Source organism: Pseudomonas sp. P42, assembly GCF_017973755.1.
In the GTDB taxonomy this organism is placed as follows: domain Bacteria; phylum Pseudomonadota; class Gammaproteobacteria; order Pseudomonadales; family Pseudomonadaceae; genus Aquipseudomonas; species Aquipseudomonas iridis.
The window spans coordinates 316,042-336,307 of the sequence record NZ_JACOPU010000006.1 but is presented as its reverse complement, the minus strand read 5'-3'; the positions used below and the strand labels follow the sequence as shown (position 1 = coordinate 336,307).

Below are 20,266 nucleotides of genomic sequence, written 5' to 3'. Positions count from 1 at the left end.
TTCATACGCTTCGAGTAAGAGCTTCGTTGGCGCATGGAAATCCTTACGATAAGGGTGATCGCGTCCGCTTCAAATACGCGGCCCCCATCGCCCAACGCTTCACCCTGCACCTCACGGTGCAACATGTATGAATCGGGGTCTGGTTGATTCGCCATTTCTTACCAGTATCGAACTTTCACCGACTATCCTCCGCCAGCTTTAACTGGCGCACTAAGCATCCGGCCAACCAACCTTCCTGGCCCCGACGCCAAAGTCACTTCTACGGTAAGCCTGACAGCGCCTATAAAGGATTCTTAATTACGGCCGATATCAGATATAGGAAAAAACCAACGAGAGGTTACGGCATGTTCAACTCAAATATCAAGAAAAAGCTCGCGTCAAAATCTGTAGAAGTCTCTGAATATAAAGGGTTAATTTCCGCAATGGATGTTTCAATGGCCATCGTCGAGCTTGGTCTCGATGGTAAGGTGATTCGCGCGAACGACAATTTCCTCACGGTGATGGGATACCGTGCTGATCAGGTCACCGGCATCTCACACCGGGATTTTTGCAAACCCTCGCTCGTCCTCCATCCGGAGTATGCTGAGTTTTGGAACCAACTACGGGCAGGTAAATTCATATCGGGAACGTTTCAGCGCGTGAACGCGAAAGGACAAACGATATGGCTTGAGGCCAGTTACAACCCAATTCTGGATCGAGAGGGAAAGGTAGGCAAAATTGTAAAATACGCCTTTAACGTAACCCAGAAGGTCATCAACGATTCTGAAGCTAGCAGCAAGCTCGCAGCATTGGATCGCGCCATGGCGGTCATCCAATTTGATCTGAAAGGTAACATTCTCAATGCCAATGAAAATTTTCTGAGCACCATGGGATACGCTCATAGCGATCTCAAAGGTAAACAACATAGAATGTTCTGCGATACTGAACTGGTAAACAGCAACGAATATGCAGATTTTTGGAGGCGGTTGAACTCTGGCGAGTATTTTAGCGGACAATTCAAGCGGATTGGCAAGCATGGACGCGTCGTATGGCTGGAGGCAACTTACAACCCAGTCTATGACGCAGAAGGAAAACTGGCGAAGATAGTCAAATTTGCCAGCGACATCACGGAGCGGGTAGAGAAATTTGAAGAGGACTCCCGCAGTGCCTCACGTGCCTATCATATTTCTGCAGAAACCGAAAAAGTCGCCGAACAAGGTGCTGAAGTTATTCAGCAAACCGCCAGAGAAATGCGACTCATAGCGGATCATATTGAATCTTCCGCACGATTGGTCGGCCAGCTAGGAGATCGCTCAGAGCAGATCACGGCCATCGTTAACACGATACGGGGCATCGCTGATCAGACCAACCTACTGGCGCTCAACGCAGCAATTGAGGCAGCCCGGGCGGGCGACCAAGGACGCGGCTTTGCAGTTGTGGCCGATGAGGTACGTCAGTTGGCGGGCCGAACAAGTCGTTCCACGACTGAGATTGCTGAAATGATCGGTAAAATTCTATCTGAGACCAGAGAAGCAGTCGCTAGCATGAATGCCACCCACGAAGGTGCCCAGAGAGGAGTCTCGCTTGCTGACCAAGCGGGAATGGTGATTCTGCAAATCCGTACGGGCACAAGTGATGCTGTAGAGGCTGTCAGCATGTTTGCCTCCAAGCTGGATGAGTCTGAGGTGATCCCTAAGAAAGCAGTAGGCTGGGTGGGCTGACCTGCCCGCACCTACAGTCGGGCTTCTGCTGATTAATATCATTTCAAATGAGCATATGGATCATGCTCCATGGATTCTAGTTCGTTGCGTGCAATTCTAACCTACAGCTTACTCGGCGGCCCTATCAACTATCTTGGCCATTGCTCGCTCCACCCACTTCCTTATTTGAGTATCGGCACGGCGAAATCCGCAAGCAGAAGCCAGTCTTGATTTGTATGGAGATGATTTATGAGCGCTGAGGAAGGTAAGCGGCCAGCGAACGAGCTTGCGCACTGCGCGGTCGGCGTCACACGTTGTCAATGGTTTCGCGGTGTCTGCCAACAACCTTGCAATCAGAGTGCAAGCCGCATTTTGATGGCTGCTCAACTGTACCGCATGTAAGTTTGCAAGGCGGGAGATCTTCGACCCACGTGAAACCGAGCTTTTTGTAAAGTGATCTGGCTGCCGTGTTTGACCTGAAAACACTGCGGTCGACAGAGTTGAAACCACCTCCCCCGACAATGTCTTATCACCGCTAAAGTTAAAGCAAATCCATAACCACTCCGGCGGTACTCTCGCTTTCCCTGCATTCCCAGAACTCCAATCGATTCGCTTCCGCCTGGCGGGCAAAAACTATCTGGATAGGCTTCAGCTGAGCCGACGGCCATGCTCGTTCACATATACCGGCCAATGATTTTCCAACACCTGCGCTAACGCACGTTCTATTACTTGAATAGTGGCGGGCTTGGCCGTGCCGAGTAACGACCCTCAGCGCTCACCTTGCGGATTCCACGACACTTGGACACTCAGCCCACGATCATTTGGACACTCGTTCCACGTTCACTTGGACACATGATCCACATCCACTTGGGCAGGCAGTCGGAGCGCAGCGACGCAGGTTTGCATTGTTAGTCTGAAGTCCCTGCCGTCGTCAATTTCGTTGCGCGTCTGCGCATCGATTCGCCCTTCAGTTCGATCCGATAAGCGTTATGCACCAGCCGGTCGAGGATCGCGTCGCCCAAGGTCGGATCGCCGATCAGTGCATGCCATTTGTCCACCGGCATCTGGCCGGTCACCAGCGTCGAGCGGTTGCCGTAGCGGTCGTCCAGTAGTTCGATCATGTCGCGCCGTTGCGCTGCGGTAAACGGCGCCAGGCCCCAGTCGTCCAGGATCAGCAAGTCGGTCTTGGCATGACCCGCCATCAGTTTCGCGAAGCGCCCGTCGCCGTGGGCCAGGCCTAGTTCTTCCATCAAGCGCGGCAGCCGCAGATAGCGCACGCTGTAACCGTCGCGGCAGGCTTTGTGGGCCAGCGCGCAGGCGAGCCAAGTTTTGCCTGCGCCGGTTGGGCCGCCGATGATCAGGTTCAGGCCGTCGCGCAGCCACTGACCGCTGCCCAGTTGCAGGATCAGCGCCTTGTCCAGGCCGCGCGGGCTACGGTAGTCGATGTCTTCCAGGCAGGCGTTGTGGCGTAGTCGGGCGGCTTTGAGGCGAGTCGTCAGGCGGGCGTCTTCGCGCTCGGTCAGCTCGCGGTCGACCATCAGGCCCAAGCGCTCGTCGAAGCTGAGATCGTTGATGTCAGACGTTGCGTGTTGTTCGCCAAGCGCCTTGATCATGCCGTGCAGGCGCAGGGTTTGTAGCTTGTCGAGGGTCGGGTTGGGCAGCATGTTCGTGCTCCTTTTTCAGGTCAGTGGTAGTAGCCGGGGCCGCGCAGGTTGATGTGCTCGTCGGGGCAGCAGCGGCAGGGTTTGCTGAGCCAGCGGCAGGCGTTCCAGCCGTTGGCGCAGGATCGATTCCAGGCTCTTGTAACTGCATGCGCCCAGTGCCAGCGCACGCTGGCACGCGGCTTCCAGCCGCGCTTCGCCGTGCTGTTTGTTCAGGCGCAGGATCCCCAGGCAGGCGCAGAAGCCGTGCTGCGGATGGATTCAGCGCTCGAGGATGTAGGCGATAACGCCAGCCGTGTTCGGCCCGGTTTGCTCTGCCCAGCGGATCAGCCGTTGCGGTGTCCATTCGGCGTGCTCGCGGTGACTTTTGGGCATGTGCTCGGTGTGGGTAGTGTGGCGGCCTTTGTGCGGCGAGCGCAGGTGGCTGGCCACACGCTGGTTGGCGTGGAAGCACTCGACGGTCTGGGCCGTGAGTCGCACTTCGAGTTGGTGCTTCACCAGTTGGTATGGCACCGAGTAGAAGTGACCGTCGACATCGACGTGGTAGTCGATGTGCACCCGCACCTTTTTCCACTCGGCGTAGATGTAAGGGTGTTCTGGTAGCGGTTGCAACGCCGGTTGGTCGATGGTCTCGAAGGCCGAGCGGCGTGAGCCGGGCAGCTTTTTGAAGGGCTTTTGGTTGAGGCGATCCAGCAGCAGTCCGATGGCAATGTTGAGTTCACCCAGCGAAAAGAACTGACGATTGCGCAGCACCGCCAGGATCCAGCGCTCGACCACTTGAACACCGACTTCGACCTTGGCTTTGTCCTTGGGTTTTCGTGAGCGAGCGGGCAATACGGCGACGCCGTAGTGCTCGGCCAGATCGCGGTAGCTGGGGTTGATATCGGGCTCGTAACGGTGCGCCTTGGTCACGCCACTGCGCAGATTTCGGGCACCAGGATCTGTACGGTGCCGCCGAAAAAAGCAAAACAGCGGGCGTGCGAGCCCAGCCAGTCGGGCAGTTTCTGCGACCAGGCGCCTCGGCGAAGGTGTAGCTGGAGGCGCCGAGGACGGCGACGAAGATCTGGGCCTGGCGGATCTCTCCGGTTCGCCGGTCGATGATCGGGACGGTCTGACCCGCGTAATCGACGAACAGCTTTTCGCCGGCGCGATGTTCCTGGCGCATGACCACGTCGACCTTGGCGGCCCAGAGCCGGTAGTGCTAGCAGAACCAGCTGTATTGAAAGCCTTGCGGATGGGCGAGTCGGTACTCTTGCCAGAGGAGAGCCAGAGTCACGCCGGGGCGCGCAGCTCGGCATGCGCCCAAGCCCAATCAGGCATCGGCCTTTGATCGCTGGGAACTGTTGGTGCTGGCGGAAACAGGCATCGCTCCAGCTCGGCGTCCGACAATGATGTCGGCCAAGTCAGCCCGCAAGCGTTGAAACAGTGCAGGTAATTGCCGGCACTGCCGCTGCTGATGCGCAGGCTGGCGGCGATCTTGCGCGCGGACAGGCCGGCGTCGAACTTTAGGCGTAGTACCTCTCGGATTTTACGCATGGATATACGCTCCACGACGACCTCTTCACTTCGATAAAAGAGGCCGATGGTAGTGAATAGTCCTGCGTTGCCGCCTGCCTGAGCGTGGGTCGGATCAGTGAGAAATCACTGTCCAAGTGCTCGTGTCCAAATCAGCGTGGAATCGCTATCCAAGTGTTCGTGGAATGGGTGTCCAAGTGCGCGTGGAATCCGCACTCACCTCACAAAAGACGGGGTAAAACGCGTGGAGATCGTTAAGTTTGATAGGCCGTACTTCCATGTTTACCTCACCAGTTTGATGCTGGGTCAGATCTGCAAAGTATAGACAGTCCTATTCGAATCCCCTCCATACGTGAGGTATTAGATCATGGATTTCACTCGCCCGCTGCGTCGGCAGCCGCGCCAGCACATCCTTTAACATAAGCATACGGATCATGCCCGTTGATGCGCAGCGATCCCGCAGACAACCAGTTAGACCGTCAGAGCGCGCACGGCCGGATCAAATTCTCGATCTGGCAGTTGTCGATGGGCACAGAACCATCTTCCAAGTAGCGCGTTAGCGCTACCCAGCGTTTGAGGCTGTAATCCAGAGCTCTAGCCGTGGCCGAACCCTCAGGCACAAGTTCAAGCTGGGCCAGCACCCACTCATGCAGCTTTTCAGCGATGCGCCCCGCTGTGTCTTGGCTTATCGCCAACGATCTTCTTCGCTCATTTCCCTGGCATGTCACTCGACCTCGTACAGACCGACGATTGACTGCAACGCTTGCTCCGCCAACTGGCTTTTATTGGCTACATGCAGTTCGAAGAATTTGCGGCGCGCATGGCGTCTCTCGAATAAGAGCTAATAGGCCATCACGAACACCTCGGGCATCGTCCCTAGGTGATTAGTTCAATTTTGATGAGCTGCGTAGCAGAGCTTTCAGCTCCCCGCCCAAAACAAAGGAAAAGCGACGTCCCTGCCGCCCTCCTATCTCTTTTCTATATCAAGCTGTAGGAATGCTACGTTTGGTCAAAGCCATGCGACCAACAAAGAGGCTCAGAGCCGCCCCCAACAGAAGCATCGCCAATGTGCTCCAGGCCGCGCGCGAAATTTGCTTCGCAGCAATCTCACCAGCTTCACGTGCCTTTTGCTCAGCTTGTTGTTTTCGAGGTGGGCAGGTTAGGAAAAATGGAAGTTTGGCTTACCTCGCAGTAACCTCACAGCAGCAGTTGATGCAGGAACCCTCCCGGCTAGCTAAAGCCGAACGGGCAAGCTCTCAGTTTAAGGACGACAAATGTTCCCACCAATGGCGAATCCCAATCTCGAAATTACCGCCACTGAATTCGAGCTCTTGGTCAGGGACTGGATCCTCAAACAGGGAGGTGAACTGAAATCGCTGGAGATCAAGCACGACGTTAAGGTCGAGGCCTACGACTCTACCTACCAGATCGACGTGCTGGCGAAATTCCAAGCTTTTGCAGGGGCCGAATTCATCGTGCTGATTGAGTGCAAAAAATACCGGAACGCGGTCGAGCGGGAGTTGGTTCAAGAACTGCACGACAAGGTGAGATCCGTCGGCGCTCATAAAGGGATGTTGTTCACCACCACGGGGTTTCAATCCGGAGCAATAAAATATGCAACAGCCCACAGTATTGCTCTGGTATCGATAATAAATGGCGCCGCCACCTACGAAACCCGCTCAGCTTATCCTGTGGTGACACAGCCAACGGCCTGGCTAAACCTCCCGAAGTTTGTACTATGGCATGTCGGTGAAAATGACGCTGGAAACATCACGATGAAATCCTTGGGTCGTGCTGAAACGGAGCTCGATGAGATATTTGGTGACTAGATCTATCTCCATATTCAAAAATCGGTGCCGTTTCCACTGATCATTAACTCGACCAGCCTACCGGATGAGTCACAGCCAAGACTCAACGGTTTAGACGCCATTCATCCTTCCGTCACTTAAAACTGCGAGACCTAACGTCCTGTTTCGATGACATCTCGGGGTTGTATCGGTCAGCCACTCATGCGCTACTTTTTTTACTCGATGGTAATGACGTCATTATCTCAGCACGACAAGTCTCCAGTATTTCATCAGCGAGGGAGGAGTCATCCGGACACGCACGCGACAGCATGACCGCGCCAATAGCATGGGCCAGCAGGTCGATCATTTTCGCTCGAGCCTCTCGCTTCGTCACATCCAGTCCCAATGTGTACTTTTCCTCGAGTGCTGCAAGCGTATTTTCAACTCCACTGGCAAAGGTCGCCTTCAAATCATCTGACTGACGGGCGGCGTCGCCACACAGGGCTGCCATCGTGCAACCCACTCCCCTGCCGTCTCGGTGATCCCTAGACACGTACAGATTTACAAATCCAGGAATGTCGAGATTGCAGGTACTCGAGAGCGATTTTGAAAGACTATTTTCAGCTGCCTCGGCCATCAAATCAGCCTTGGAACCGAAGTGCTTGTAAAAGCCCCCTTGGGTAAAACCGGCAGTCGCCATCAGCTCCGCCACACCCACACCATCGTAGCCACGCTCACGAAATAGCTCTGAAGCCGTCTCCACAATGTGAGCTCGGTTGGCGATTGATTGCGTCTTGGTGATCTTCATTTCTCGCCTTATGCCTCTTAAACAATGGCCTGACTATACTCTGATGTCGATCATAATCAAAATCGTTGACAGCTTTGATTGTGACCGACATCATAAATCAGCTCCCGCACGCCTTTGCCAACACGGCGCAGATCGCCGTCACTGATCAACACGTATGGAATCGACATGAACGACAAGACCTTGTTTGAGCCCTACACCCTTGGCTCGCTGACGCTTTCCAACAGAATCGTAATGGCGCCACTGACGCGAAACCGAGCTGGGGAAGGCTTTATTCCGAGCGAATTCGCTGCCACTTATTACAGTCAGAGGGCGTCTGCAGGCCTGCTGATTTCCGAGGCTACTCAGATCTCACAGCAAGGTCAGGGCTATCAAGACACGCCAGGGATTTATACGCAGGCGCAGATAGAGGGATGGCGTACCGTCACCGAGGCCGTTCATGCCAAAGGGGGACGCATTTTCTTGCAACTGTGGCATGTCGGGCGCGTATCTCACGTCGACCTTCAGGAAAACGGCGCCGCTCCGGTAGCACCTTCTGCCCTGCAAGCCGCGACGAAGGTATTCGTCAACAACAGCTTCGCAGATGTCTCAGCCCCACGGGCTCTTGATATCGAAGAGTTGCCTGGGATTGTAAATGACTTTCGCCGAGCGGCGACAAACGCCATCGCTGCGGGATTTGACGGCGTAGAGATCCACGGCGCAAACGGCTATTTGTTGGATCAGTTCCTCAAGGACGGCTCCAACATTCGCACTGATGCCTACGGTGGCTCGGTTGAAAACCGTGCTCGCTTACTGCTCGAGGTCACTGCTGCAGTGGTGGACGAGATCGGTGCTGATCGAACGGGAATTCGTATTTCCCCAGTATCACCTGCCAATGGTGTTTCAAGCAGTGATCCGCAGCAGCAATTTGATTACGTTGTCGATCAGCTTGATGCCTTTGACCTGGCTTATCTGCACGTGGTTGAAGGTGCAACGGGTGGCCCTCGCGACGTCGCCCCTTTCGATTTTGGCTCCCTGCGCCATCGCTTCAAAAATACCTACATCGCCAACAACGGCTATGACCTGAACCTTGCGGCCTCCCGACTCAACGACGATAAGGCTGATTTGATCGCCTTCGGTCGTCCGTTTATTGGCAACCCTGATTTGGTGGAACGACTCAAGTCCGATGCTTCGTTAGCCGCATTTGATCCGACCACTCTGTATGGCGGCGGTGCAGCGGGCTACATCGACTACCCGACGCTTGCCGAATCCAGCTCCGCGCAGGGCTGAACAGTTGCAAAACCAAATCGCTGATCGCCAACCATTCAAGAGCATCTATTTATGAGCATCCCTGAAACCGTCCTGATTACCGGCGCCTCGACAGGCATTGGCTCGACTTACGCCGAGCGCTTTGCCCAACGTGGGCACAACCTGGTGTTGGTCGCCCGTGACAAAGGCCGGTTAGAAGCACTTTCTTCCCGTCTGCGTGAGAAACACGGCGTTGCCATTGATGTGATCCAGGCTGATCTAACTCAAACCACCGATTTGACGACCGTCGAAGCTCGACTGCGTGATGACACCAGTATCGGCATCTTGGTAAATAATGCGGGCGCCGCCCAATCCGGCAGCTTCATCGAGCAATCCACGGACAGCGTTGCCAACCTGGTCGCGCTCAATACCACCGCATTGGTACGACTTGCCAGCGCAGTCGCTCCACGACTTGCACACGCTGGTAATGGCGCGATTATCAACATTGGCTCCGTGGTGGGGCTGGCACCGGAATTTGGCATGAGCGTCTACGGTGCAACCAAGGCGTTTGTGCTGTTTCTATCCCAAGGGCTGAGCCTCGAACTCTCGCCCAAAGGCGTCTACGTGCAGGCTGTTCTCCCTGCGGCCACCCGCACGGAAATCTGGGAGCGCGCAGGCATCGACATCAACACCTTGAGCGAAGTAATGGGCGTGGAAGATCTGGTCGATGCTGCACTGGTTGGTTTTGATCGTCGCGAGCCTGTGACCATTCCACCGTTACAAGACGCCGCCCGTTGGGATGCGTTGCAGGCTGCCCGCCAAGGTTTGCTTTCAGAGATTCGCCAGTCTGTAGTCGCCGAGCGCTATCAAGCCTAGGCGTGATTGTCACGCTGCAGGCGCTGATACGCATTCCTTGATGTAAAGGCGCTTGCTGCAGATTGCCTTAAATTCACTCATCCGCCCTCATCAGGGCATGGTGTGCACATGATCGTTGAAGCCACAAATCGTGACCTTGGATCGCCGGCGCAGTTCGTCTGCGCGGCAAACCTGCGGGTGACTGTCGAAGGAACAGCATTTGCCTACCGTGACTTGGGGCCAAGAGACGGGGTGCCGCTCGTTCTGTTGAATCATTGGGGCGCGGTCTTGGATAACTTTGACCCACGTATCGTCGATGGACTGGCCAGCACTCGGCGGATCATTGCCACTGACTACCGGGGAATCGGCGCATCGGGTGGAAACGCCCCTCTGACCGTTGGTGAAATGGCGAACGATGCAATCGCCGTGATCCGCGCGCTTGGATTCAAAAAAGTCGACCTGCTGGGTTTTTCATTGGGTGGATTTGTGGCACAGGACATCGCGATGAAAGCGCCTGAGCTAGTGCGCAAACTTATTCTGACTGGTACCGGGCCGACGAGCGGCCAAGGTATCGACAAGGTGTGGTCTGTGTCGTGGCCGTTGATGCTTAAGGGGCTTGTGACATTGCGCGACCCGAAGTTTTACCTTTTCTTCACCGGTACAGCCGATGGACAAAAAGCTGCCACGGATTTTCTAGATCAACTGAAGGAACGTAAGAAAGACCGGGACAAGAATCCAACGCCTACCGCCTTCATGCGGCAGCTAAAGGCGATTCAAGCCTGGGGCCGGCAACAGCCTCAGGATCTCAGCCGGATCCAGATACCCACGCTGATTGTAAACGGCGATAACGACATCATGGTTCCCACTGTGAACTCTGCCGAGTTGGCAAACCGTATTTCAAATTCGCAACTGATCATTTACCCCGACGCGGGTCACGGCGGCATCTTCCAATACCATTCTGATTTTGTGACGAGAGCGACGGCTTTTTTGAATGCCTGAACACGTTCGGATCGCCTTTAAGTAGCCTCTGAATTGCGCAGGCTGCCATCCCACTGAATCCATGAGAACTGAATCATGAAAGCTTTCCTGATCGACCGTTACGGCAAGAGTCATGGACGTATTGGCGAGGTGCCTGAACCGGAACCAGGAAACAACGACGTCCTGGTTAAGGTGCATGCCAGCAGCGTCAACGTGCTGGATTCGAAGATCAGCAAAGGTGAATTCAAACTGATCCTGCCGTACAAATTCCCGCTGATTATGGGAAACGACTTAGCAGGCGTCGTCGTTCGCGTAGGGCCCGGCGTGAGCAAATTCAAACCCGGTGATGAGGTCTATACCCGCCCTCCCCAGGCGCATATAGGAAGCTTTGCTGAGCTCATCGCGATTGAGGAAAGCGCCCTCGCGCTGAAACCCAAAAATACCAGCATGGAAGAAGCGGCTGCCCTACCCTTGGTTGCGCTGACTGCCTGGCAGGTGCTGGTTGAAACAGCCCGGCTGAAGAAAGGGCAAAAAGTCTTTATCCAGGCAGGTTCCGGTGGCGTCGGCACAATTGCCATCCAGCTTGCAAAACATCTGGGCGCTTTCGTCGCGACCACGACCAGCACAATTAACGTGGATTGGGTTAAAGCGTTAGGTGCGGACGTTGTCATCGACTACAAGCAGCAGAACTTCGAAGAAGTCCTGCGCGACTACGACGTCGTATTGAACAGCCTCGGCCCTGTCGAGCTGGAAAAATCACTCAGAATTCTGAAGCCTGGTGGCCAGCTCATCTCCATCTCGGGGCCTCCGACAGCAGAGTTCGCACAGGAGCAAAAGCTGTTCTGGGGACTGGGTTGGGTAATGCGTTTGTTGAGCAGTGGTATACGCAGAGAAGCTCGCAAAAAGGACGTCAGGTATTCGTTCGTGTTCATGCGCGCGAGCGGTGCTCAATTGAACAAAATCAATGCGCTTGTCGAGTCCGGAGCTATCACACCTGTGATAGATCAAACCTTCCCGTTTGAGTCCACGGCTGAGGCATTGAGCTATGTCGAACGGGGCAGAGCCAAAGGGAAAGTGATCATCAAGCTCATATGACTACAACTGACACTCGATAACTGGAGCTCGGGACGAGGGTTCATATCGTTTTCAGATAGACGTATGCGAGCAGGCTAGGAAATTAGGGTAATGACTGTCGATAATTTTAATACACGTAAATCCGTGCTGCCCCCTGAATCAGCTCAAGGTGAAGGTGAAGGTGAAGGTGAAGGTGAAGGTCAAATATGCACCGTCGACTCATTAATCGCTAATTCAACCAGCCTCCCGGACGAAACGTCTGGCTTAGTTATACGTGAAAAACACTCATCAGAAATGCCCTTTATTAACCCAGTTTCACAGCCTAGAAAAATTGAGCTGCATTCCAAACCTGCATTGCCAACACCTCCAATAATAGCCTGGCGCAAATTAATGCTGGAGCAATAGCGTCGAACCAGCACTTTGCTATGACTTGCCGTATTCCGTATTCAGCCCCGAGCTGAGCCGTGAATGCCACTTCGAATTTCGTCACTTAGCTCTCAAGTGCTTGCCTGGACAAACCGTCCAGAACCCCCGGAATCTGAGCGTCATTGAGAGCAAATTTGGGCACAAACTCCATCTCGCACATCTTGATGTACGACTATCTACCTACGAGCTCTTGCTACTCGCACAGCAAGGCAAGGCGCGCAGTTGGAAGACCAACGCAGAGGCGCGATTCAAGCCTGCTGAACTGCTTGAGCTACTTGGATTGCAACGTTTCGCCGAGAGCCAGCCAGGGCGACTTTCCGGGGGCGAACGACAGATGATTTCCCTAGCCCTTGCGCTCGTTCGCAGTCCGCAATTGCTCCTGCTGGACGAGCCCACATCGGCATTGGATCTAGCCAATCAATTGCAGATTCTTGATGCCGTAAGCGAGTACACACGCACGCACAAAATCGTCACGCTGGCGATCTTCCATGACATGAATCTGGCCAGTCGATACGCCGACGACACGCTCATGCTTGATCAGGGCATCGTGCATTGCTGCGGCCCAACGAGAACCACATTAACCCCAGAAAATCTCGCGCAGGTGTATGGGGTTGATTGCAGGGCGCTGAGCGTCGATGCCGGCGCATTCACAGCGATCTACCCAGTGTCAGTGATTGCGCCTGGGAGCCAGGCTGTCGGAAGATAAATTTTTACGTTTTATGTGAGGTCACGATGCTAAACCAGCGGACTAATCTTGACCCACAAGGCAACCACGCGCGCTGCCAAGACGTCCAGGGCATTGATGAATGTGATTCATTGTGAAAAAGAGTGCTCTGCCAGTCAAAACCTGCATGACCTGCGGCCTTCCCTTCATATGGAGGAAGAAATGGGTAAGCTGCTGGTATGAAGTTCGCTACTGCTCGGAGCGCTGCCGGCGCAGCAAAGGTTGAATTAAAAAAGGGCCATTAAGTCCCCTTTATCGTTCAATCTAAGATTACTTATTGAGCCAAGACTCAACAGTCGCAGAGCCGTGCTCAGCTTTCCACTCTTTCAGTGTTTTGTGATTACCCCCCTTGGTTTCTACGACTTCGCCTGTGTGAGGGTTTTTATAAACCTTCAACTGGCGAGGCTTGCGACTGCCCACTTTGGACTCGGCTACTGGAGCGCGACGACCTGCTTGTGGATCTAGCAGGTTGATCACGTCCTTGAGGCTGTAGCCGTATTTTGCGAGCAAATCGCGCAGCTTCTTTTCGAAATCAATTTCTTTTTGAAGACCTGCATCGCCTTTAAGAGCTTCGAGGGCTTGAAGCTGTTCCGCAAGGTGTTTTTCGAGCTGACGAAATTCTGCAAGTTTAGACATGGAAGTTCTCGATGTGGTTTGTACCTCAAGACTACATCAAAAACGTCTTTTGAGATTGTTGAGAATCACCGCATACAGATTCAAATTACTCAACAGTATTTTCCCGTCTACGCGGTGAGCTTACCCACAAGAGTGATGGAAATTACAGCTTCGCTGTAGGTAACAGACTCTCCAAGCTTTCAAACATTGAGACTTAACCGTTTTGCGGCCTGCTATGCAGGCCGTTTTCGATGAGTTAATGCGGTCGTTTTTTTTCAAATTGCTAGTGTAGGCAGTTGACCTTCAGTGGCGCGGGAGGACAATTCTGCTGAACACATCTGTGAGCAACACCACCTTTTCGCGCAGAACTTGTTTGTGAGAAGGGGATGTGCAGAAAGCGCGAGTCAGCTATTCAGCGACAGCAATTTGATTGCGTCCATAAAATTTCGCCTTGTACAACGCTTTGTCGGCAGAGTTCATCAAGCTGTAGAGGCTCTCGTCAGTGAAAGCCGATGACGCTACACCAAGGCTGGCAGTTATTCGTTCAACAGGTTCAGCTTTGAGTTCGGCGATGGTCTGAATCAACTCTTGCGCAATACTCATTGCGACATCAAGGGCCGTGTCAGGAAGCAATATAGCGAACTCTTCGCCACCGAGCCTGCCATGAACGTCAGTCTCGCGGATTGAAGCACTGATGGCCGCCCCCACCTGCCGCAGCACTTGATCTCCAATTTGATGACCGTACGAATCGTTGATGTGCTTGAAATGATCCATATCAAGCATCACCACACACACGATTGATCCCTTGCCCTTACATTCTAGATACAGCTTATGAGCCTCATCGAAAAAGGCGCGACGATTCTTGAGGCCTGTCAGCTCATCTGTTCGAGCGGCCCTGACAGATAACCTGTTTTCCAGTTCCAGCTCTCGGGTCAAGCGAAAAGCAGTTTCTAGCGCTCCTGACATCTTGCCTGTGGCACTGGCTACAAACGATACAAACACAAAAACAGACAGGGCCATGCCGACCTGAAGGGTTGAAGGCTGAAACAGAAGCCACGTTGAACACGGCAACAAAACCAGTCCCATCGAGACGATCGTCATGTTCCTATAAGCCGAGTAACATGACACAGCACTAACAGACATCCCGACCGTAAACAGCATAACCATCGCTTGGGCTAAAAGATCGTCGGCCGGTATAACCGCCAACGCCCCAGCCCCCCAAATCCCGGCGGACAATACAAGCGTACACCAGTACCTGCTTTCCCACCGGACTGGCGTACGCTCACTGATCTGGGCACAAAATAGCCGATGAACATCGAAATACGCAGTAACGTCGACGCTGTCAGTAAGGCTATCCAGCCAACAACCACAGCGTGATCAAACCGATCCCAACATAGCCAGCAAAGAATGACGGCCGCCATATAACTACCGAAAACAGCTGCACCGGATTGCCGAAATAACTGCTGCAATCGATCAGTTCGAACTTGTCCGGCTATTTCCGAGGCCTGATCACTTCCAAGCTCAAAATCATCCATAGAAACCGCCTGAGCATGATAAGTCGACAGAGCAAAATATGGCATTTAGCCATCGTGGTGACAACAGAGAACCTGCAAAACTTATAATTTTGTCTAAAGCCATTTGCAGCGGGAAAGGTCGAGTCAGGCAGCCACAATAGCAACAGACTAAAGCTTAGCATTCGCCTCCATGCGTCGGCGCACTTGGGGTGCGTCATGGATTGCGGAAAAAAATTGCCGGCATGCTGCTGGTGGCTTTTGCAAGGCTGACCGAAATCGTCATGGCGCAGTTTGCTCAACGTACCGCCGAGCGAGCGTGGCCTCCTCTTATCTATACCCCACTGATCTGCATGCTCGTAGTTTGGCTGACAACGCGCCTTTTCGTTGGCGCCCAAGGCAGCGGAGTTTCTCAGGCAATCGCAGCTAAACGACTTGCGCATCAAGGTAAGCCCGTTAACGGATTGGTTTCACTGCGCATTGCTTTCGCCAAGACAAGCTTTGGAGCTCAAGCGTTAATAGGCGGCTTTCCGGCGGGGCGTGAGCGCACCTCAGTGCAGGTTGCGGCATCCATCATGCACTTTTTTCACCGCTGGTTGCCCGATGCGCAAATCTTACGCAGTGAGAATCTCATTCTGGCGGGAGGTGCAGTGGGTATTCGGCAGCATTCAATACGCCCTTGGCGGCGACTACACCCGGTGTGGTTTGCCGGCATCTGTGGATTGGTCGTCGCCATCTTAGGTTGGTTGAGCGGCGGAATGTCGTTCGGTAGTGGATACGGCATTACCTCTAAGGTCATCGCATCCGATATAGTCCTGCCGTGGCACGCCCCCATTACTCGCTTCCTAGCGACCGTAGTGACCTACTTCTCTGGTATTCCAGGAGGTATTTTCGCCCCTTCGCTCACTGTAGTGGCCGCAGTCAGCGCCAATACCGCAGAGCTATTCCATCTGGCCGCTCAGCCCACTATTGCACTCTGCATGGTCGGATTTCTGGCTGCCGTTACTCAGTCGCCAATCACCTCCGCGATCATTGTGATGGAGATGATTGACAGCCACAGTATGGTGATCAGTCTCATGGCCGTCGCTTTGATTGCCAAGGCTATCAGTTCAAGAATGGGCCCTGAGTTGTATCAGCAATTGGCGCGAGGCTTTCTCGAGAGTGCAGAAGCGGCCACTAAGCAGAAGAATCCAACTCAATAAGCCTACCGCGTGATCGTTTTAGCCAGTGAGCTCAGTTGATCCTTCTCATGCTGCAGCGCTAAGGTGGTCTCTGCACGAGTGATCAGAAGATCCACGTGCCTGTCGCAGGCATCTTTAAAGATCGCTGGGTCTATTTCAGCGAGACTAATGAGGGCTTTCAACAGGCGCACGTTAACTTCCAGCAAAGCTGCACCGTCCCTGCTGATCGGGGCAAAAAAATCATCGAACAGGTCGTCAACCGTCAATCCTCGGAGAAATACCTGTTTACAACCGTGGTCTATTTGCGAGCCAGAGACGGGAGGCTTGCTCCAGCAAGTTAGAGTCCTCACTCCCCGGCCAATGACATCGATGGCTGTCCCAGGGTCGTTCACTGCAGGCGATAAGGCGCGAGAAGCGATTTCCGAGAGCACACAAAGCCCGAAGCGTGGATCATTTTCAAAGGTTCGACTAACGCCGATGGTTAGGGTCGCAAGAATCCTCTCTCTTGCAGTATCTATATCACCGGCCATCGTGTTGCCCAAGCTCACAATGTGAACGAGTGGCATTCCCTCGTGCACAAATGTCCCCGGAAGCACCTCCAGATAAATCTGTACTTGATCGTCCTGCGCGAAAGCTCCGAGTGCGCTTACATCAATATGTTGCACGTAACCTGTCAGCTCACTTTTGACGGTTATTGCGCCGAGAGATAGCGACAGATCTTTCGGGTAAGCTGAACCGCCCAAGTAAGGCCACTGAACTCGTTGAGTGATTGCCTCTATCGCAGCCTTCTCGACACGGTCGATGGTTTCCCCAACCCTTCCGAGCTTTGACAGGTGATCGATCCAGCGCAGGAGGGTGTAAACGATCAGGATGACCACAATTATCGTTACTGCGAACAGCAAAACCCGACCTTGCGTGCCATAAGCACCCGTGCTCAACGCGATGATCCCCACCAGGCTAAACAAGAATGAGCCTATAAACGTGGCAAGGGCATTTTGGGTCGTCGTGTCTTCCATTACCAAGGTGGTAGCGCGAGGTGTCACTCCGCTGCTCGCGGCCCCATAAGCGGTGACCATCGTGCTCAACGAGAAAGTTGTGACGGCCAGCATGCTGGAGGCAATGATCCCCAGAATTTTGTCTACTGCATCTGCGCCGATGCGCGCAGGCAATGACTCCGGAATAAAGTCTTTGAATACAACAGCGAGCAGTGCCGTAGCTACCCCTAGAAGGGAGAATAGGGAGGCTCTGAACCACAGCCGTTTGGTGAGTTGATTCGTTACCCAACGCCAACGAGCAATCATGTGCAATCCTTCAGTTACTACGTCAGTTGAACGCCGGGCGGCGCTGAAGTTTTATTCGGAAATTTGAAACGAATTTTACATCCTGGCTAGAGATGAAACATCTCATAGGTAACCGCAGAAACTGCCGAAGGCTTGCACGCCCAACACCACGCTGAAATGTTGAGCACGTAGCCCGAACTCACAGTGGCCATGTATGCTTCCAGAGGACACGTTCGAGCAGCCATCCTAGTAGAATACGTCGAGCTGATTACCGCCCCCTTCGAGATGTTCTATGAACTCCGAATTAACTGAAGAAGAAATGCGTCGTGCTCTATTCGGCGCGCCTCACCCCGAAGAGCAGGTATCTGCTCCTCAAGTACAGGAGCATGAGCCAGAAGTAGTGCCTGCGAAGCAAACAGCTGTTCCATCTGCAAAGAAAAGGGTGGCAAAAGCATTTACGCCTAGGCTGAAGGTAACTCTCAAGGTTGGAAACGAATTTGAGGGAAAAATGACCGAGTTGATTCACGAGGCTGATACGTTGAGCTCGCTGCTTGCTGAACAAGAGGCCGTGAAGGCCGCTAGGAAGAAGTACAAGTATGTGGACGTCGTCTCGGTAAAGTCGATGTAGCAGCGCCCAGGCTCGCTCTCCCGTCAAGGCTCTATAGGTGGTTTCAATGCTGCGGGTATCTGAATCGCTTCACCGTCGAACCATCATATTCACGCCGCTTATGTTGCAGATGAGCTATTGCGCTCATCCCAGTCGCTAAGCTGCCGCCGGGCTAGAAGGGAGCCCGGCTTGAGGTTGCTCTGGGTATGCACATGGGGCACTTACTAATCAGAGTCTAGTAGTTTTTTAACTTCGGCAATGATCAAATCGATGTTGAATGGCTTTGCCAAAACCGCATCAAACAGATCCGATCTTTCCATACCGATGTGGGCCTGAGCTCCGCTCATCAGGATGATCGGCAATTGATTCGCCGAAGGCAGCGCTCGAACGGCAGTGGCGAATTCCAGGCCGTCCATGACTGGCATCATAAAGTCCGTAATGATCAAAGCAGGCCGCTCTCTATCCAGCACCTCAAGCCCTTTCTGACCATTGCTGGCAGTTACCACCATGTACCCCTCATCCTCCAGCGCGAAGCTGAGAATTTCAGCGATCAAATACTCGTCGTCGATGACCAAAATGGTGGCCATTTTAATTCAACCCGCACAAAGGCTTAAGATTTTGAACCGGACGATGTCTCAGTGAGGACTGAAGGTTCATGTCTTAAAGCCTTTTTCAGGAAAACGTCTTGACCACGGATCACGACCTCAAATCGCGAAGGATCGTAGGAGCTGTCTCGTATTTTAAGAATGGAAAGCGTCCTGCTAAGTTCAGATTGATTCTCAGAGAACCGCATGAGCATGAGATTGTCGACGATGCTGGACAGGTCAGAGTTCGGCGCGCTGACCTCGGAGCCGAAAAGATCGCGCATTTCCCAAGAGGCAAATACGGTAACGCCCCTGGATCGCAGCTCGTTCATCAGTGCACTGAAGAAGTCAGCAATCCGCGCCGGATTTGTCGAGACTCGCGTCATACCGCTCAGGCTATCGATAAACAGACGCTTGATGCCCTTTTCTTCAACGAGATTCAGTAGTCGTGCGCCCAAACCATCCAGGAGGCCCTCTGTGGTGGGTTGCCATGCAATAGTCAGTGCGCCGCTGTCCTCCATACCCTTAATATCGATACCCAGTGATTGGCCTTTGAGTCGCAGCCGTTGTGGGCTTTCGTAGAAGCCAAAATGTAGCCCCGGCGCTTCCACAGTCGACTCAGCCAGGAACTTAAGGCCCAGCGTCGTTTTACCAATCCCTGAGGGGCCTATGACCAACGAAACACTGGAGCTGTGCAGACCTCCGCCTAATATGTCGTCCAGTGATTTGATGCCACTGGGGATACTCGTCATGTCAGCGCTGTCGGGAGAAGACGGATGGCTGTAAAGACTTTCGAGTCGTGGGTAAACCACCAAGCCATTGTCGGTAATTTCACACTCGTGAAGACCGGTCATTGCTCCGCTACCGCGAGTTTTACGCAACTGAATTCGGCGCACTGAGCGAGTGCCATACAGCTCTTCGCCCATCTCTATGACGCCATCAACCATGGTGTGCTCGGGGCTGCCGTCGTCGAGTCTGGAGCTGGTGAGAAACAGCACCGTGCAACCAGCAAAAGCAGCGTGCCCTTGCAACTCAGAAATGAATTTCTTGGTGTCGATGTGCGAGTCGGCTTTTGAGCGCGCATTGAGCAAACCGTCGACCACCATTACTGTGGCTTTTTGGCGGCTTATCTCGCGCCGAAGCAGTTTCACCACCTCCTCCAGACCTTCGTTTTCCAAAGTATCGAATGCGCTGACGAACTGGATTTCAGCCCCGACTTTGGAAGAGTCGAAGAAGCTCAGAGTCGAAAGAAATTGAAAAAGGCGATCGTGTGACTCGGCCAGCAGCGTTGCGACTAGAACCCGCCCACCCTTTTGCGCGTGATGGAACCCAAGTTGGTTGGCCAAGATCGTTTTTCCAGACCCTGGGCGCCCTTGGATGATGTATGAAGCCCCTGCTACCAGCCCGCCCTTGAGCAGAGCATCGAGCCCCTCTATTCCGCTTTGAAGGCGTTTTAGTTTTCCCACGATGCGACCCTGATCTGAAAAACAGGCTGTTTAAGCCGAGTGGACGGAATGCTAACGCCATTTCCGTTCTAGAGCCATTGAGCCTAGAGTATGGCTGGCTAAGAAAGTTGCTTGTCCCGTTCCAAGGCCGTCTTTTACTCGGACTTTATCCAGCTAACGCTTTTGTGAAATCAACCTTGCTAGCAGATGACCGTCTAATCCTGCAGTGATTCAAGTGCAGTAGCCGGCGGCGTGCATTTACTTAAAACATGCCAGATGCGTACCACGGGCGTGGATTGCACAAGCAGGTTC

Annotated in this window: 17 protein-coding genes and 4 pseudogenes; 12 read left to right on the top strand and 9 right to left on the bottom strand. The window is 53.6% G+C overall.

The features are described 5' to 3' along the window. Nucleotides 1-344 precede the first annotated feature (344 nt). Both H8B20_RS28380 and H8B20_RS28375 read left to right on the top strand, forming a co-directional pair. Nucleotides 345-1,112 (top strand): annotated as a pseudogene (locus tag H8B20_RS28380) (PAS domain-containing protein); the annotation flags it as partial. Continuing rightward, nucleotides 1,104-1,700 (top strand): methyl-accepting chemotaxis protein, encoded by a 597-nt coding sequence (locus tag H8B20_RS28375; RefSeq protein ID WP_414704614.1) that lies wholly within the window; start codon nucleotides 1,104-1,106, stop codon nucleotides 1,698-1,700. The pseudogene H8B20_RS28380 and the gene H8B20_RS28375, both read left to right, overlap by 9 nt. Nucleotides 1,701-2,587: 887 nt before the next feature. On the opposite strand, the gene istB is transcribed toward H8B20_RS28375, so the two are convergent. The 3 genes and pseudogenes from istB to H8B20_RS20945 form a co-directional block, all read right to left on the bottom strand. Continuing rightward, nucleotides 2,588-3,343: an IS21-like element helper ATPase IstB gene (istB, locus tag H8B20_RS20955; RefSeq protein ID WP_210624445.1), complete on the bottom strand. Its 756-nt coding sequence runs from the start codon at nucleotides 3,341-3,343 to the stop codon at nucleotides 2,588-2,590. Between the two features lie 20 nt (nucleotides 3,344-3,363). After that, a pseudogene (gene istA / locus H8B20_RS20950) lies at nucleotides 3,364-4,876 on the bottom strand (IS21 family transposase). A 310-nt stretch (nucleotides 4,877-5,186) separates the two neighbouring features. Continuing rightward, nucleotides 5,187-5,678, bottom strand: a pseudogene (locus tag H8B20_RS20945) (IS66 family transposase); the annotation flags it as partial. A gap of 451 nt (nucleotides 5,679-6,129) precedes the next feature. Here H8B20_RS20945 and H8B20_RS20940 point away from each other — a divergent pair. After that, nucleotides 6,130-6,684: a restriction endonuclease gene (locus H8B20_RS20940; RefSeq protein ID WP_210624444.1), complete on the top strand. Its 555-nt coding sequence runs from the start codon at nucleotides 6,130-6,132 to the stop codon at nucleotides 6,682-6,684. 178 nt (nucleotides 6,685-6,862) lie between these two features. On the opposite strand, the gene H8B20_RS20935 is transcribed toward H8B20_RS20940, so the two are convergent. Beyond that, nucleotides 6,863-7,450 carry a TetR/AcrR family transcriptional regulator gene (locus tag H8B20_RS20935; protein ID WP_210624443.1) on the bottom strand — a complete coding sequence of 196 codons (588 nt, stop codon included), beginning with the start codon at nucleotides 7,448-7,450 and terminating at the stop codon, nucleotides 6,863-6,865. Between the two features lie 165 nt (nucleotides 7,451-7,615). Between H8B20_RS20935 and H8B20_RS20930 the strand changes: the two genes are divergently transcribed. The 7 genes from H8B20_RS20930 (at nucleotide 7,616) to H8B20_RS20900 (ending at nucleotide 12,957) form a co-directional block, all read left to right on the top strand. Next, nucleotides 7,616-8,716 carry an alkene reductase gene (locus H8B20_RS20930; RefSeq protein ID WP_210624442.1) on the top strand — a complete coding sequence of 367 codons (1,101 nt, stop codon included), beginning with the start codon at nucleotides 7,616-7,618 and terminating at the stop codon, nucleotides 8,714-8,716. A 51-nt stretch (nucleotides 8,717-8,767) separates the two neighbouring features. Continuing rightward, complete coding sequence (locus H8B20_RS20925) at nucleotides 8,768-9,550, top strand: SDR family NAD(P)-dependent oxidoreductase (protein ID WP_210624441.1); 783 nt, start codon at nucleotides 8,768-8,770, stop codon at nucleotides 9,548-9,550. A 108-nt stretch (nucleotides 9,551-9,658) separates the two neighbouring features. Continuing rightward, nucleotides 9,659-10,528, top strand: a complete 870-nt coding sequence (locus tag H8B20_RS20920; RefSeq protein WP_210624440.1) for an alpha/beta fold hydrolase — start codon at nucleotides 9,659-9,661, stop codon at nucleotides 10,526-10,528. Between the two features lie 75 nt (nucleotides 10,529-10,603). Next, entirely contained in the window at nucleotides 10,604-11,602 is a 999-nt protein-coding gene (locus H8B20_RS20915; RefSeq protein WP_210624439.1) for an NADP-dependent oxidoreductase, read from the top strand. Nucleotides 11,603-11,692: 90 nt separating this feature from the next. Beyond that, on the top strand, nucleotides 11,693-11,986 hold the full coding sequence (locus H8B20_RS20910; protein ID WP_210624438.1) for a hypothetical protein: 294 nt from the start codon (nucleotides 11,693-11,695) through the stop codon (nucleotides 11,984-11,986). A gap of 25 nt (nucleotides 11,987-12,011) precedes the next feature. After that, nucleotides 12,012-12,713, top strand: a complete 702-nt coding sequence (locus tag H8B20_RS20905) for an ABC transporter ATP-binding protein (protein ID WP_210624437.1) — start codon at nucleotides 12,012-12,014, stop codon at nucleotides 12,711-12,713. A 112-nt stretch (nucleotides 12,714-12,825) separates the two neighbouring features. Then, entirely contained in the window at nucleotides 12,826-12,957 is a 132-nt protein-coding gene (locus H8B20_RS20900) for a DUF2256 domain-containing protein (RefSeq protein WP_210624436.1), read from the top strand. A gap of 44 nt (nucleotides 12,958-13,001) precedes the next feature. Here H8B20_RS20900 and H8B20_RS20895 read toward each other — a convergent pair whose 3' ends face one another. Both H8B20_RS20895 and H8B20_RS20890 read right to left on the bottom strand, forming a co-directional pair. Beyond that, the gene (locus H8B20_RS20895; protein WP_210624435.1) at nucleotides 13,002-13,367 is read right to left on the bottom strand and encodes a histone-like nucleoid-structuring protein, MvaT/MvaU family; all 366 of its coding nucleotides are present in this window, start codon (nucleotides 13,365-13,367) and stop codon (nucleotides 13,002-13,004) included. Between the two features lie 387 nt (nucleotides 13,368-13,754). Continuing rightward, nucleotides 13,755-14,881 (bottom strand): annotated as a pseudogene (locus H8B20_RS20890) (GGDEF domain-containing protein). A 188-nt stretch (nucleotides 14,882-15,069) separates the two neighbouring features. On the opposite strand from H8B20_RS20890, the gene H8B20_RS20885 reads away from it, so the two are divergent. Then, nucleotides 15,070-16,059 carry a chloride channel protein gene (locus H8B20_RS20885; RefSeq protein ID WP_342345716.1) on the top strand — a complete coding sequence of 330 codons (990 nt, stop codon included), beginning with the start codon at nucleotides 15,070-15,072 and terminating at the stop codon, nucleotides 16,057-16,059. A 2-nt stretch (nucleotides 16,060-16,061) separates the two neighbouring features. Here H8B20_RS20885 and H8B20_RS20880 read toward each other — a convergent pair whose 3' ends face one another. Further along, complete coding sequence (locus tag H8B20_RS20880) at nucleotides 16,062-17,339, bottom strand: DUF2254 domain-containing protein (protein ID WP_210624434.1); 1,278 nt, start codon at nucleotides 17,337-17,339, stop codon at nucleotides 16,062-16,064. Between the two features lie 271 nt (nucleotides 17,340-17,610). Between H8B20_RS20880 and H8B20_RS20875 the strand changes: the two genes are divergently transcribed. Further along, nucleotides 17,611-17,946 (top strand): hypothetical protein, encoded by a 336-nt coding sequence (locus H8B20_RS20875; protein WP_210624433.1) that lies wholly within the window; start codon nucleotides 17,611-17,613, stop codon nucleotides 17,944-17,946. A 203-nt stretch (nucleotides 17,947-18,149) separates the two neighbouring features. On the opposite strand, the gene H8B20_RS20870 is transcribed toward H8B20_RS20875, so the two are convergent. Further along, nucleotides 18,150-18,512 carry a response regulator gene (locus tag H8B20_RS20870; RefSeq protein ID WP_210624432.1) on the bottom strand — a complete coding sequence of 121 codons (363 nt, stop codon included), beginning with the start codon at nucleotides 18,510-18,512 and terminating at the stop codon, nucleotides 18,150-18,152. Between the two features lie 23 nt (nucleotides 18,513-18,535). After that, nucleotides 18,536-19,975 carry an ATPase domain-containing protein gene (locus tag H8B20_RS20865; RefSeq protein ID WP_210624431.1) on the bottom strand — a complete coding sequence of 480 codons (1,440 nt, stop codon included), beginning with the start codon at nucleotides 19,973-19,975 and terminating at the stop codon, nucleotides 18,536-18,538. Nucleotides 19,976-20,266: the final 291 nt, after the last annotated feature.